Source organism: Pseudomonas sp. PDM17 (genome assembly GCF_014851985.1).
Classification (GTDB): Bacteria; Pseudomonadota; Gammaproteobacteria; order Pseudomonadales; family Pseudomonadaceae; genus Pseudomonas.
In genome coordinates this window covers 108,643-122,833 of the sequence record NZ_JACVAT010000003.1, presented here as the reverse complement: position 1 = coordinate 122,833, position 14,191 = coordinate 108,643, and the positions used below count along the sequence as shown (strand labels likewise).

15 protein-coding genes are annotated in these 14,191 nt (G+C 62.1%); all 15 read left to right on the top strand.

Features of this window, described 5'->3' with window-relative positions:
* Position 1: 1 nt before the first annotated feature.
* The gene (locus IB256_RS10760; protein ID WP_081520077.1) at positions 2–913 is read left to right on the top strand and encodes an ABC transporter permease; all 912 of its coding nucleotides are present in this window, start codon (positions 2–4) and stop codon (positions 911–913) included.
* The gene (locus IB256_RS10755) at positions 910–1,701 is read left to right on the top strand and encodes an ABC transporter permease (RefSeq protein ID WP_192292732.1); all 792 of its coding nucleotides are present in this window, start codon (positions 910–912) and stop codon (positions 1,699–1,701) included. Before IB256_RS10760 ends, IB256_RS10755 begins: the two co-directional genes overlap by 4 nt.
* A gap of 64 nt (positions 1,702–1,765) precedes the next feature.
* On the top strand, positions 1,766–2,818 hold the full coding sequence (locus IB256_RS10750) for an extracellular solute-binding protein (protein WP_192292730.1): 1,053 nt from the start codon (positions 1,766–1,768) through the stop codon (positions 2,816–2,818).
* A gap of 242 nt (positions 2,819–3,060) precedes the next feature.
* The gene (locus tag IB256_RS10745; protein ID WP_192402511.1) at positions 3,061–4,260 is read left to right on the top strand and encodes an amidohydrolase family protein; all 1,200 of its coding nucleotides are present in this window, start codon (positions 3,061–3,063) and stop codon (positions 4,258–4,260) included.
* Positions 4,257–5,756, top strand: a complete 1,500-nt coding sequence (locus IB256_RS10740) for an amidohydrolase family protein (protein ID WP_192292727.1) — start codon at positions 4,257–4,259, stop codon at positions 5,754–5,756. The genes IB256_RS10745 and IB256_RS10740 overlap by 4 nt, the downstream gene beginning before the upstream one ends.
* An 11-nt stretch (positions 5,757–5,767) precedes the next feature.
* Positions 5,768–6,439: a flavin reductase family protein gene (locus tag IB256_RS10735; protein ID WP_192292725.1), complete on the top strand. Its 672-nt coding sequence runs from the start codon at positions 5,768–5,770 to the stop codon at positions 6,437–6,439.
* 756 nt (positions 6,440–7,195) lie between these two features.
* A complete protein-coding gene (locus tag IB256_RS10730; RefSeq protein WP_192402509.1) occupies positions 7,196–7,987 on the top strand; it encodes an ABC transporter permease in 792 nt (263 codons plus the stop codon).
* Entirely contained in the window at positions 7,984–8,685 is a 702-nt protein-coding gene (locus IB256_RS10725) for an ABC transporter ATP-binding protein (protein ID WP_192402507.1), read from the top strand. Before IB256_RS10730 ends, IB256_RS10725 begins: the two co-directional genes overlap by 4 nt.
* Before the next feature lie 11 nt (positions 8,686–8,696).
* The gene (locus IB256_RS10720) at positions 8,697–9,452 is read left to right on the top strand and encodes a glycosyltransferase family 2 protein (protein WP_192402505.1); all 756 of its coding nucleotides are present in this window, start codon (positions 8,697–8,699) and stop codon (positions 9,450–9,452) included.
* 2 nt (positions 9,453–9,454) lie between these two features.
* Positions 9,455–10,072 (top strand): phosphodiesterase, encoded by a 618-nt coding sequence (locus IB256_RS10715; protein WP_192402503.1) that lies wholly within the window; start codon positions 9,455–9,457, stop codon positions 10,070–10,072.
* Positions 10,073–10,076: 4 nt separating this feature from the next.
* Positions 10,077–10,721, top strand: coding sequence for an HAD family hydrolase (locus IB256_RS10710; protein WP_038803369.1), 645 nt, complete (start codon positions 10,077–10,079; stop codon positions 10,719–10,721).
* Positions 10,722–10,723: 2 nt separating this feature from the next.
* Positions 10,724–11,455 carry a glycosyltransferase family 2 protein gene (locus IB256_RS10705; RefSeq protein ID WP_192402501.1) on the top strand — a complete coding sequence of 244 codons (732 nt, stop codon included), beginning with the start codon at positions 10,724–10,726 and terminating at the stop codon, positions 11,453–11,455.
* Positions 11,452–11,778, top strand: coding sequence for a hypothetical protein (locus IB256_RS10700; protein ID WP_045216658.1), 327 nt, complete (start codon positions 11,452–11,454; stop codon positions 11,776–11,778). Before IB256_RS10705 ends, IB256_RS10700 begins: the two co-directional genes overlap by 4 nt.
* Positions 11,775–13,550 carry a hypothetical protein gene (locus IB256_RS10695; protein ID WP_192402499.1) on the top strand — a complete coding sequence of 592 codons (1,776 nt, stop codon included), beginning with the start codon at positions 11,775–11,777 and terminating at the stop codon, positions 13,548–13,550. The genes IB256_RS10700 and IB256_RS10695 overlap by 4 nt, the downstream gene beginning before the upstream one ends.
* Complete coding sequence (locus IB256_RS10690) at positions 13,547–14,164, top strand: hypothetical protein (protein WP_192402498.1); 618 nt, start codon at positions 13,547–13,549, stop codon at positions 14,162–14,164. Before IB256_RS10695 ends, IB256_RS10690 begins: the two co-directional genes overlap by 4 nt.
* Positions 14,165–14,191: the final 27 nt, after the last annotated feature.

Sequence of the window (14,191 nt, the reverse complement as noted above, 5' to 3'; positions counted from 1 at the left end):
GATGAACGAGTCGCCCACCACTCGCCGCTTGTTGCTGCTCAGCCCGGTGGCGCTGACGCTGCTCGGGCTGATCGCCATCCCGCTGGCGATCATGGGTTACATCAGCCTGCTGCCGCGCAACCTCTACGGCGGCGTCGACTGGCATGCCGACTGGCAGATCCAGAGCTACGTGCAGCTGTTCTTCCAGGAAGATTTCGACGGCAACCTGGAGCTGAACTGGGTCTATGCGCAGGCACTGCTGCGTTCGCTGTTCCAGGCCGGCGGCACCACGCTGCTGTGCTTCCTCTTCGGCTTCCCGGTGGCGCTGTGGATGACCAGCCTCAGCGAGCGTTCGCGCAACCTGATGGTGCTGCTGATCACCATCCCGTTCTGGACCAACCTGCTGATCCGTAACTACGCCTGGCTGATCATCCTGCGCGAGCACGGCTGGGTCGCCCAGTCGGTCAACGCGCTGTTCCCCCAGGCCGGCGGCATCACCCTGCTGTACAACGACTTCGCGGTCTGCGTCGGCCTGGTCTATAGCTTCCTGCCGTTCATGATCCTGCCAATCTACTCGACCCTGGAGAAGCTCGACTGGCGCCTGGTCGAGGCCGCCTATGACTTGGGGGCGAACCGCTGGAAGGCGTTGCAGCGGGTAATCCTGCCGCTGTCCATGCCCGGTGTGATCGCCGGCTCCCTGCTGGTGTTCGTCCCGAGCCTGGGCGCTTTCATCACCCCGGCGATCCTTGGCGGCGGCAAGACCCTGATGATCGGCAACCTGATCCAGCAGCAGTTCGGTACCGCGCGCAACTGGCCGCTGGGCGGTTCGCTGTCGTTCCTGCTGCTGGCGATCATGCTGCTCGCCCTGATCGCGTTCGCCCTGTATAGCCGCCGCGCCGCCAAGGCCGTCCACCTGGGAGGAGCCAACGCATGATCGCCCAGCACCTGAAGAAACTGCCCGGCACCCGCGAAACCAGCCTGCTGGTCCTGGCCTACCTGTACCTGCCGATCTTCGTGCTGATCGGCTACAGCTTCAACGCCAACCGCTCGGCCACGGTGTGGACCGAATTCTCCTTCGCCTGGTACGGCAGGATAGTCGCCAACCCCTCGATCCAGGCGGCGGCGTTCAACTCGCTGGTGGTCGCCGGCTTTGCCACCGTGCTGTCCACGGCGATCGCCCTGGCGGCGGCGCTGGCGACCTCGCGGCCGTTCTACGGACGGCGGCTGGTGGAGGGCGGCATCAACCTGCCGCTGATCCTGCCGGAGATCGTCATCGCGGTGGCCACGCTGCTGCTGTTCATGTCGCTGGGCATCAAGCTGGGCCTGATGACGGTGATCGTCGCCCACGTCGGCTTCTGCATTCCCTTCGCCTACCTGCCGATCCGTGCACGCCTGAATGACCTGGACAAGAGCCTGCTGGAAGCTGCCGGTGACCTCTACGCCAGCCCCTACCAGGTGTTCCGCCGGGTGACCCTGCCGCTGCTGTGGCCGGCGGTGCTGTCCGGCGCGGTGCTGGCGTTCGTGGTCAGCCTCGACGACTTCATCATGACCTTCTTCGTCGCCGGCCCCGGCTCGACGACGCTGCCGGTCTATATCTTCTCGGCCATCAAGGCCGGGGTGACCCCCGAGATCAACGCAATCTCGACCCTCATGCTGGTGATTTCCATCGTCCTCGTGGTGCTGTCGTACTGGCTCGGCCAGCGCGGCAAACCGGACGCCTGATCAAGACTGCCAACCTTTCGTTTTCTGACCTTTTGTTTCGGGCTTTTCGTTTAAGGAGAACGCCATGAAGTTGAATGCCCTGCGTCACGGCCTTGCCGGTTTGTCCCTCGCCCTGCTGGCTGCGGGCGTCGCCCGGGCCGAGGAACCCAAGCAGCTGTTCTTCTACAATTGGACCGACTACTACCCGGTGGAGCTGCTGGCCAAGTTCGAGAAGGAGACCGGCATCAAGGTCACCATGGACGGCTACGACAGCAACGAAACCCTGCTGGCCAAGCTGCAGGCCGGCGGCGCGGCATACGACGTGATCGTGCCGTCGCACTCGATCATGCAGACGCTGATCAACCAGGACCTGCTGCTGGAAATCGACACGCCCAAGCTGGCCAACTTCCAGTTCGTCAAACCGGCTTTCCGCGATCCGGGCTTCGACCCCGGCCGCAAGTACTCGGCCCCCTACCTGTGGGGCACCACCGGTTTCTCCTACGACAGCGCGCGGGTGCCGGGCGGCAAGCTGGATGACTCCTGGAAGGAGTTCTTCGAGCCGCGCCCGGAGCTGCAGGGCCAGGTCGCCGCGCTGGATACCCCGAGCAGCCTGATCAACGCCGCCGCGCACTACCTGAACGTCGACGAGTGCACCGAGAACCCGCAGGACGCCAAGAAGATTCTCGAGTTGCTGCAGAAGCAGAAGCCCTTCCTGAAGATGTACAGCTCCGACAACACCGTGGACCGCATGGCCTCCGGCGAAGTCGTGCTGATGCAGAACTGGAACGGCTCCACCGCCCGCGCCACGCTGCAGAAGAGCACCATCAAATACGTCTACCCGCGCGAAGGCGTGGCCTCCTTCCAGGACAACTTCGCCGTGCCGAAAAGCGCGCCGCACCCAGAGAACGCCAAGGTCTTCATCAACTGGATGATGAAGCCGGAGAACGCCGCCGCGGTGACCAACGCCATTGCCTATTCCAACGGCATCCAGACCGACCACCTGCTGGACGCCAAGTGGAAGGTCATGGACGCCATCAACATGCCCGAGGAGTACGCCTCGCGCCTGCGTCTGGAAAAGGAATGCAGCAACAAGTCCCGCGAGCTGCAGGACCGCATCTGGTCCAAGCTCAAGGGCTGATGGATTGGCCCGACCACGTGCCGGGCCTGCTCTTCGTAGGAGCGAGCTTGCTCGCGAACCGTATGGCACCGGTGCCTGACTGGCGGCCGTTCGCGAGCAAGCTCGCTCCTACAGGTGTCGCTCCGGTCTACCCCGTAGGGCGCATAAAGCGGAACGCTTTATCCGCCGTCGAGCACCTCGGCGGATAACCGCGAGCGGTTATTCGCCCTACGTCATTTATCCGATTTCTGTTCGAGGTCCCCATGACCGACAGCTGCTGGCTGCGCAACATCCGTCCGCTGGGCAATGCAGCGGAAGACTTCCTCATCCGTGACGGCCGCATCACCGAGCGCCGCCCGGCGAGCAACGCTGCGCCGCAGGACGGCGACATCGACGGCGCCGGCCAGCTCCTGTTGCCGCCGCTGGTGGAAAGCCACTGCCACCTGGACAAGACCCTCTGGGGTCAACCCTGGCGACCCAACAGCGCCGGCCCCACGCTCAAGGACTACATCGCCAACGAACGTCGCGTGTTGCGCGAGATCGAAGCGCCCATCGCCGCACGTGCTGGCGCGCTGCTGGAGCAGTGCATCGCCCGTGGCTCACTGACCTTCCGCTGCCACGTGGATATCGACCCCGAACTGGGCCTGCGCCACGTGGTAGCGATGCAGGCGCTGCGCGAGCGCTATGCGGACTTGATCGACATGGAGTTCGTGGTCTTTCCGCAGACCGGTCTGGTCAGCCGCCCCGGCACCGCCGAGTTGATGCGCGAGGCACTGGCGCTGGGCGTGGAAAACGTCGGTGGGCTCGACCCCTGCGGTATCGATGACGACCCCATTGCCCAGCTCGATATCGTCTTCGGCCTGGCCGTGGAATTCGGCCGGGGCGTGGATATCCACCTGCACGACAAGGGCGAGCTGGGCCTCTGGCAGATCGCCCGCATCGCCGACTACACCGAGCGCCATGGCCTGCAGGGCAAGGTGATGATCAGTCACGCCTACTGCCTGGGCATGGCGCCCTGGGAGCAGGTCGAGCCGCTGGCCGAGCGACTCTCTGAGCTGGGCATTTCCCTGATGAGTTCCGCACCGGCCGACACCCCGGTGCCGCCGTTCCTCGCCCTGCGCGAAGCTGGCGTGAACCTGTGCCTGGGCAGCGACGGCATCCGCGATGCCTGGTCGCCCATGGGCAACGGCGACATGCTCGAACGCGCCATGTTCCTCGCCTTCCGCTTCGATCTGTGCAAGGACGACGACCTCGCCGCCGCCTTCGCCGCCGCTACCGACAACGGCGCTCGCGCGTTGGGTCGCGAGCCGGCGCGTATCGAAGTCGGCGCACCAGCGGACTTCCTCCTGCTGCCGGTGGAAACCCTCGGTGAAGCCGTGGTTGCACGCCCGGCGCAGCGCCAGGTGTTCAAGGCCGGCAAGTTGATCGCCGAGCACGGCCGCCTAGTGGAGTCGCGTCTGTGAGCACGCCTCGCATCGGCCTGAAAGCCAGCTTCGTGGTCGGCTTCGACGGCGCGCAGCACGTACTGTGGCGCCACGGCGAAGTGGTGTTCGAGAGCGGCAGGATCGTTTTCGTCGGCCGCGGCTATCCTGGCGAAGTCAGCCAGTGGATCGACTACGGTCACGCGCTGATCGGCCCCGGCTTCATCGACCTCGATGCCCTCGGCGACCTCGACTCCACGGTGCTCACCCTGGACAACGGAACCGAGTGGAACATGGGCCGCGTCTGGTCCGAAGACTACCTGCGTGCCGGGCCGAGCGAGTGCTACAGCCCGGACGAGGAACTGTTCAAGTACCGCTACGCCTTCACCCAGCTGATCCGCAACGGCATCACCACCGCCATGCCGATCACCTCGATGTACTACCGGCGCTGGGCCGAGCACTACGATGAATTCGCCGAGGTCGCCGCGCTTTCCCGCGAGCTTGGCCTGCGCACTTATCTTGGCCCCTGCTACATGAGCGGCATGACCTATGCCCGCGCCGACGGCCGCCCCGCGCAGCACTGGGACGAAGCTGCCGGTCTCGCCGGACTGGAGGAAGCCGAGCGCTTCTTCCATGACTTCGACGGCGCCCACCACGGCCTGGTGCGCGGCGCGCTGCTGCCAGACCGCATCGAAACCTGTACGCCTGCGCTGCTGGAACGCACCGCCGCTGTACAGCGCGAACTGAGCGCGCCACTGCGCCTGCACTGCTGCCAGTCGCGCTACGAGGTGGAGTTGGTGCGTCGCCTGCGCGACACGTCCTCGCTGCAGTGGCTCGACAGCTATGGTCTGCTCAATCCGCGCAGCGTTCTGCCACACGGTATCCTGCACAGCGGCGAGCATGAGTTGCAGCGCCTCGCGGATACCGGCGCGAGCCTGGTGCATTGCCCGGTGGTGTTCGCCCGCGAAGGCGACGCGCTGGATTCCTTTGGCGCTTACCGCGCACGCGGCATCAACCTCGCCATGGGCACCGACACCTTCCCGGCGGACATGCTCGACAACCTGCGCCAGGGCCTGAATATCGCGCGGGTGAAGGAAGGCGATGCCGAGCATACGCGCATGCTCGATCTCTACAACGCCGCCACCCTCGGCGGCGCCCAGGCGCTGGGCCGCGACGATCTTGGCCGCCTCGCCGTCGGCGCCCGCGCGGACATCACGGTGTTCCGCCTCGGCGACTTCCATCAGGGGCCGTTCTTCGACCCGTTGAAAAACCTGTTCACCGCTGGCCGCGGCGACGACTGCATTGCCAGCTTCATCGACGGGCGCAGCGTGATGCAGGGCGGCCAGGTGATCGGCGTCGATTACGCCGACCTGCAACACCGCGCCGACGCACTGTTCCAGAAACAGATGCAGCACCACGCCGAGCGAGCCTTCGGCAACCCGCCGTGGCGCACGCTGTTCCGTTCCGCAATTCCCTTTGCCGACTCGTACAGCGCCGACGCGCCGCTGCTCGACGCGCATGCACCAACGGCCCCGTGAAGGATCACCCCATGCTCAGCTTCGACTTCCAGCAGCTCTCCGCCCGCGAGAAATACAAGATCCTTATTGGCAGCGTGGTGCCCCGGCCCATCGCCCTGGTCACCACCATCGACGCCGAGGGCCGCGCCAACGCCGCGCCCTTCAGCTTCTTCAACGCCCTCTCGGCCGACCCGCCGATCCTCGCCCTGGGCGTGGAGAACTACAGCGACCTGAGCCCCAAGGACACCACGCTGAACATCCGGCAGAACCAGGAATTCACCGTCAACATAGTCTCCGACGCGCTGGTGGAAGCCATGAACGTCTGCGCCGTGCCCTTCGAGCCGGGCTTCGACGAGTTGGTCGCCGCCGGCCTCACCGCCATCCCCGGCACCCGCGTTGGCTGCCCGCGCATCGGCGAGGCGCCGGTGGCGCTGGAGTGTCGGCGGATGATGGCGCTGTCCATCGGCCAGTCGCGGGAGATCATCCTCGGCGAAGTGCTGATGGCCCACGTGCGCGACGACCTGATCGACCCGGCCACGCTGTACATCGACCAGCTCGGTCTCGACGCCATCGGGCGTATGGGCGGGCATGGCTACTCTCGCACGCGGGAGTACTTCGACTTGCCGACGCGATCGCTGAAGCAGTGGATGGAGCAGAAAGGCGGTGGCGAGCGTCAATGGTCGGAGGGAAAAGTTCCGGCTTGAAAGTTCCTTGCGGGCACGCTGGGAATTTTAGGGTGTGGCTGGATGCCGCACATGTTCGGCGGAGCAACTGAATCTTAAGTTTTCATTAAATTTCAGAAACTTCGCCGATATGGTCATTATCTTGCGGGTTTTCTTGGGTTAATCGGTGAACGACAGATTTGCCGAAAACGTGCTTCCAGGGCTGGTTTTTTCACTTCATGAAATATTTGCCGACGAACGCACAGTAATTTTCCCTACCCGTGAGTGTTTTCCGCAGCTTATCATTGTGCCATCAGTGGAGATTTTCCTACATTTCCATTGTTATTTTGATGTTTAACGAAATTGTCACATTGATGTGGCGCGCTTCGCTGTTTTCGGGACGTAAGGGATTGCTTGACTGAAAACCCCTCCGTCTACGCCTGGTTGTCAACACCTGGGCGCCTCTCGAATCGGTTTAGCAGGATGGTGATCAGCAACCTTGTTGCGAATCGCCATGCACGAGCTTTTTGCCGCTTTGTTCCTGTCTTGTTCGTCCGGCCTCCCGGACGGCACCCGCAAGCGCGGGTACAAGCCAGGGCAGCAAGCAGAGGTACATCTGCTTTGGCAATTGCAGAAGGATTTCGGCGCGTTTTGCGCTGAGGAATATGGGGGGTCTCCGGCGACCTGCTGAGGGTTGTGCGGAAAACTTTGCCTTGAACTCGACAACTCCGGAGCGCGCGAATTGCGCTTTCTACTGGAGCGGGATCGCTCGGCCTTGAAAAAGTGTGAGGGTGTGTTGTGCGTTTGCAGCTAGGGGGAGGAAACGATATCTGGTCCGCTATCCAGATATCGGCAGAGCGAGCGCGCCTCGGACTGAAGTCCGAGTCGACAAGGACACGCCTGGGCTTCGCCTGGTGGCTGATCGAGCCGCTGATCCTGCTCGTGATCTATTACACCGTGTTCGGCCATCTGCTGCGTATCCAGGTGGAGAACTTTGCTGTGTTCCTGATCATCGGCGTCACGTTCTGGACCTGGTTCAACAAGAGCGTGATGAACTGCACCGATGCCATCTACGAGAAGAAGCACATTCTCGAGCATTGCAGGGTCGACCCGCTGATATTCCCGCTGACCTCGATCTTCAAGGATCTGGTCAAGGAGTCGCTGGTCGTCGCTCTGCTCCTGGGGCTGTTGTGCGCTATCGGCTTCACACCATCCTGGTTGTGGTTGTACCTGCCGCTGATCATGCTCGTGCAATTGATCATCACGGCCGGTTGCGGCGTCTTCGTCGCGGGCCTGACGCCGTTCCTGCCGGATGTGCGCATCCTGATTTCTTCCGGGCTGCAGTTTCTGATGTTCGGATCTGGCGTGTTCTATTCCAAGGACAACATACCGCCGCAGTTCCATCTCCTGCTGGATCTCAATCCCCTGGCGCTGCTGCTTTCGCAGTACCGCGAGATTTTGATGTATGGCCGTGCGCCCGTTGTCGGGGATCTCTTCGCACTGTTCTGTGGCGCGCTAGCGCTGTTCGTGCTGGCCGTCCTGTTCGTTGCCGGTAACCGCAACTCCTATGCCATGGCGTTGAGCAAATGACGGACGTTGCCGCTCTGACAGTCGACGGTCTGTCGCTGACCTTCCGCAATGGCCTGCGCCTTTTTTCCCGTCGTCAGACCACCGTGCTGCAGGACATCTCCTTCTCGGTCGGGCGTGGCGAGACCTTCGGTGTGGTGGGCGGCAATGGTGCCGGCAAAAGCACCCTGCTGCGCGTACTGGCCGGAATCTACCAGCCGACGCGTGGGCACCTGACTTCCTCGGTCGCGAGCGTCTCGCTGCTCAACCTGCAGCTGGGTTTCGACGACAACCTGGACGCGAGCGACAACATCGTGCTCAGCGGCATGCTGATGGGCATGAGCCGCAGGCGCATGCGCGAGCTGACCGCCGAGATTCTCGACTACGCCGAGCTGGGCGGCTCGGCCGGGCTACCGGTGCGCAGTTATTCCACGGGGATGCGTGCCCGCCTGGGCTTCGCCATTTCCAAGTATTCGCGTCCCGACGTGATCCTCCTGGACGAGGTCCTGAGCGTCGGCGACGGGCATTTCCGCGAAAAGGCCGAGGCCACCATGCGCGAGATGCTTCAGGGCAATCAGACCGTGGTGTTCGTATCCCACGATTCAGGCCGTATCAGAGAGATGTGTAGTCGAGTGTGCTGGTTGAAGGACGGGCGCGTGCAGATGCTCGGCCCGGCCAACGAAGTCATGGACGCATACGACGAATTCATCCTGCGCAAGTGAAGGAAAAGCAGATGCTCAACATAGTAGTTCCCATGGCCGGCGCCGGTAGCCGTTTCGCGGTCGCAGGATACAAGGACCCCAAACCGCTGATTCCGGTGCATGGCGTGCCGATGATCAAGGTGGTGATCGACAACCTCACGCCGGCTTGCGAGCACCGCTTCATCTTCATCTGCCAGGCAGCACACGTCGAAGCCTACGGTCTGCAGGAAAAGCTGCAGGCCTGGGCGCCGGGATGCGCCATCGTCGAGCTCGACGGCCTCACCGAAGGCGCCGCCTGCACGGTGTACGCCGCCAGGGAGCTGATCAACTCCGATGACCCGGTGATGATCGCCAACAGCGACCAGTACGTGGATATCGACATCAACGACTACCTGCGCTCCATGGAAGAGCAGCAGGCGGACGGCCTGATCATGACCATGAAGGCGGATGACCCGAAATGGTCCTTCGTCGGCTTCGACGAGGCGGGTCGCATCGACCGCGTCATCGAGAAGGAAGTGATTTCCGACGAGGCTACCGTGGGCATCTACAACTTCCGCAGCGGCCGCGAGCTGATCGCCGCAATCGAATCCATGTTCGACAAGGACCTGCGGGTGAACGGCGAGTTCTATGTGGCGCCGGCCTACAACGAGATGATCGGCGACGATGCCCGCATCGTGCACTACAGCATCGGTTCCGAAGGCGCTGGCATGTACGGCCTGGGCATTCCTGCTGACCTCGACCTGTTCCTCGGCCTGTCGGTCAGCCAGGCAGCCACGGCGGGTCGCTGATCATGCAGATCATCAGTCATCGCGGTTATTGGTTGGAGCGACCCGAGCGCAACCTGAAGATTGCCTTCGATCGCTCCTTCGACCTGGGCTTCGGCACCGAGACCGACGTGCGCGACGTCGCCGGCCGGCTCGTCATCTCCCATGACATGCCCAGCGGCGAAGAGATGTCCCTGGACGACCTGCTGAGGATCATGGCCGGGCGCAACCTGCCGCTGGCGATGAACATCAAGGCCGATGGCCTGTGCGAGCCGCTCAAGGCGACGTTCGAGGCCCATGGTCACAGCAACTGGTTCGTCTTCGACATGGCGGTGCCGGACATGCGCAGCTATCTCGCCAGCGGCGTCTGCACCTATACGCGTCTGAGCGAGGTCGAGCCGGTCCCCGCGTGGCTGAACGAAGCCGATGGCATCTGGCTGGATAGCTTCGGTCGCGAGTGGTACTCGCAGGACCAGCTGGCCGAGCTGCTCGCCGGTGGCAAACAAGTCTGCGTCGTCTCCTCCGAGTTGCATGGTCGCGAGCAACTGCCGCTGTGGCAGCTGCTGGCCGAATTCCAGGGTGCTGCGAATCTGACGCTGTGCACCGACCTGCCTGAATCCGCTCGCTCTTTCTTCAAGGAATGATCTCATGATCAAAGCTGTGATTTTCGACATGGACGGTGTGCTGATCGAAGCGAAGGATTGGCACTACGAGGCTTTGAACAAGGCGCTCAATCTGTTCGGCCACACCATCAGCCGTCATGACCACCTGACCACCTACGACGGGCTGCCGACCTCGCGCAAGCTGAACATGCTCAGCGTCGAGCACGACCTGCCGGTTGAGCTGCACAACTTCATCAACGAGATGAAGCAGGCGTACACGATGGAAATCGTCTACTCGCAGTGCAAGCCCACCTTCAATCACCAGTACGCCCTGTCCTCGCTGAAGAACCGTGGCTACAAGCTGGCCGTCGCTTCCAACTCCATCCGCAACACCGTCGAGGTGATGATGGACAAGGCCCGCCTGGACCAGTACCTGGACCTGAAGCTGTCCAACGAAGACGTCAAGAGTCCCAAACCCGCACCGGACATCTACACCAAGGCTATCCAGTCCTTCGGTCTGTCGCCCGATGAGTGCCTGATCGTCGAGGACAACGAGAACGGCATTCGTGCCGCCCGCGCTTCGGGAGCCCATGTGCTGGTCGTCGAGGACGTAGCCGACGTCAACCTGGACAACATCACCCGCCGCATCGAGCAGATCGAAGCACAGCGGCAAGAGCGGCTGGAGGCCTGATCATGCGCAAACTGAACATCGTACTGCTCGCCGGTGGCGAGGGCGCCTCGGTGAAGGCCGAAAGCAGCTACCCCGATTACCTCTCCGAGCGTGACGGCATTCCTCTGATCCAGCACCTGGTGGAGAACTGCCTTACCCTTGAGCCCGCACGCATCATCTGCATGCTGCCCAAGGACGACGTCAGCAAGTACCACCTGCGCAACATGCTGCAGCAGATGACCCCGGTCGCCTCCGTGCAGGCTGTCCAGGCGCTGACCATGGGGGCGGCCTGCACCGCGCTGCTGGCGGCGGAAAGCATCGACAACGATGACGAGCTGCTGATCATCAACTGCAACGAGCTGCTCGATGGCTCGCTTCGCGACATCATCGGCGGCTTCCGCAACGACCAGTGCGACGCTGGCGTGGTGGTCTTCAAGTCCCTGCATCCGCGCTATTCCTTCGTGCGCATGAATGCCGAGGGCTACGTCACCGAGGCAGCCGAGAAGAACCCGATCAGCAACCACGCGGTAGCTGGCCTGTACTGGTTCGACCGCGGCGCGGTGTTCGTCGAGGCGGTGAAGGAGATGATCCGCAAGGACGCCAAGGTGAACGATGCCTTCTACATCGCCCCGGCGCTCAACGAGCTGGTGCTGCTGCACAAGAAGATCGGCACCTTCCGCGTCGAACCGAGCCAGTACCACCCGCTGAAGAACACCCACCAGCTGCACGCTTTCGAAACGGTAGGTGCCCGATGAATTCCGCCAACCTGAAGGATATGGTCAAGGGCTGGTTCGTCGGCGGTTTCACCCCCACCGCATTCAGCACCCAGGCCTGCGAAGTCGCGGTCAAGCCCTATCAGGAAGGTGATGCCGAGGCCGCGCATTACCACAAGATCGCCACCGAGGTGACCCTGGTGCTCTCCGGCGAAGTGGAGATGTGCGGCAAGACCTGGGGTGCCGGCGAGATCATCGTGCTCGAGCCGGGTGACATCACGGCCTTCAAGGCGCTTTCCGATGCCGTCACCGTTGTGGTGAAGATTCCCGGTGCACTGAACGACAAGTACCTAGTAGAAGCATGAAGACGATACAGCTCCAACATGATGCCAGGCTGGGCTATCTGGCACCCAAGCAGCTCCGCCACCTTCCCGCCGAACTGGCCGTGCCGGAGAACTGCCAATGGCTGTTTTCCTTCCGGCAGTTCAAGGGAAAGAAGCCGGATGTCTCGGTCAGGAAGCTGCATGCCGCGAAGCGGCCATTGGATATCTATGGAGCTGGCTCGTACTGCTTCTATGGTGTGCAGAGCGACTCTCCGCTAAGCCCGCTTTTGCTCTGGGATGCCGCGCATTTTCTGGCGGTCGGGCAGAGCCTGACGCTCATCGAGGATGCTCCCACTGACAGCTTCCTGGACCGCGATTACTTCCGCGACGCGTTGGTCTGCACTGAGCGATCCGCGAGCCGGGTCACCTATCAGAAAAAGGCCATTCTGCCGGCGCAGTTGGATGATGATCTGGACAGCTGGACCTTCGGCCTGCCAGTCGGCCCGGAAGATGCCACGGTGCTTAATGCCGTGGTGCAGCGCATCCTCGAGCTGGATATTCCGAACAAGGAAATCCTCCTTTGCGGTGTGCCGGGCAAGAACTTCCGTTACTTCGATCAGGTTCGCATTGTCGGCGAAGATATCACCGCGCCTCCGGTGCAGATCTGCAAGAAGAAGAACCGCCTGGCCCAGGAGGCTCGCTACAGCAATCTGGTGATCCTGCACGACCGTGTATTTCTGCCCAGCCATTTCGGCGAGATGGTTCGTCGCTTCGGTCCTCGTTATCCATTGATGACGTTGCAGAGTCTGTTCTTCGATAACGTTCGCAACTTCGGTCCGCGTCGCTATTCCGACTATGGCATGGCCATGGGCAGCATTGGTCAGGGCATGAAGGGGTTGCATCGTACGGCGGATGCTGCGGTCAGCATCGCTCCGGCGCTGTTCGCGGAGATCGAGCGTACCGGCTTCTGCTTTGCCAGCCCCATGCGTTACTCCAAGGATCTGAGCTACCCAACCGGCAGTCTGTACATTTGCCGCAAGGAAGTATGGAACGCCTTCCCGCTGGATGAGTCGCTGCTGTGGGCCGAGTTCGAGGACATCGAACATGGTATCCGGGCATCTCATGGTGGTGTGCCAACGCGAGTGAATCCCTACGGCATCACCCAATCGATCACCTCCCGCGCGCTATTGGGCGTGGAGTCACCGGTTGAGTCGCTCAACGGACGCTATGTGGCAACCGGCCCCTCGCTGCTCTCGGCCCTGCGCAAGAAGCCTCTGCTTCGCTTCTCTGCTGATGAGGCACTGATCCGCCTGCAGCGTTTCGCGCAGAAGTACGTTGCAGCGGATGCGTCACTGCACATTCCCACCGGCATGAAGACCATCAGCTCGCGAGCCTGGCTCAAACTGGTGGATCGGGTGGTGCAGAACTGCAGTTTTGGCAACGATCTGGATTCGGTTCTGGCCTTCATCAAGGATTACGAGAAATGGGTGCTCCTTGATCAGTTGCCCAACACCATGGTCGAAGCCATCGCCTTCAGTTTCCAGGACGATCCCCGCGCGGCCAAACGCAATCTGGTCTACGGCAGCAGCGAGTTCCGCAACATGCTGCGCCAGCGACCCTTGCAGAGTTGGTTCTTCCAGAGCCTCGGCGATTATTTCCATCCTCGCGCGTTGGCTTTGCCCGGGACGCTGATGTCTGCCATCAGCCTCTACCGGCGTAACGGAGGGGTCTTCTATTTCCCCGGGTTCACCGATTGCGTGAGAGCGATCCACAACTCCACTCCCTTCCGTTCGTATGTGGAGCGCATCGGATGAAGATATTTCTGATTTCCCAGGAGTCGGCAAGCGGACGGTTGTCTGAGGTAGCTGGCTATCTTTCTCAAATCGAGCTGCCGGCATCGCTGCTGACGCCAGTGGTGGTAATCGACGAACGCGAGTGGCGAGTAGAAGAGGGCGCTCAGTTGCCCTCGTTGCGCAGTTTCCAGCTGGATGACTTTCTGCACGCCCGCGGTAGCGTGGCCAACGGTGAAATCACGGCAGACGCGAATGTTGTCGGCGACAAGCTTTGTGCCACCGAGGAGTCCTGGCTTTTTATCGATCTTGGTCTGCATCACCAGACTGTCAGCAAGGATTTCATCCGCAAACTGGCGACCTTCACGTTTCTGTTCCGGGGGCTGCAAGGCCGAAGCCTGGTGCTGCTGATGCCCCGGCTGTACCTGGGTTTCATGGGGCGCTATGTGAATGAGGTGTTCAATAACGTTCCGGCGAGCTTCAGTGCGGATGATGGTGCAAGTCGTTTCAGCCTGTTCCTGCTCTCCACCGTGGTGGAAAAGCTGTACATGAGCTCCCCTGTGGTTGCCTGGCCGATATCCAAGGTCCGGCAATTGGTTCGCTTCTTCTACGAACGGCTGATTCGGGTGAAAGCATGACGACCCTCGACGACTGCACAGGAGCCA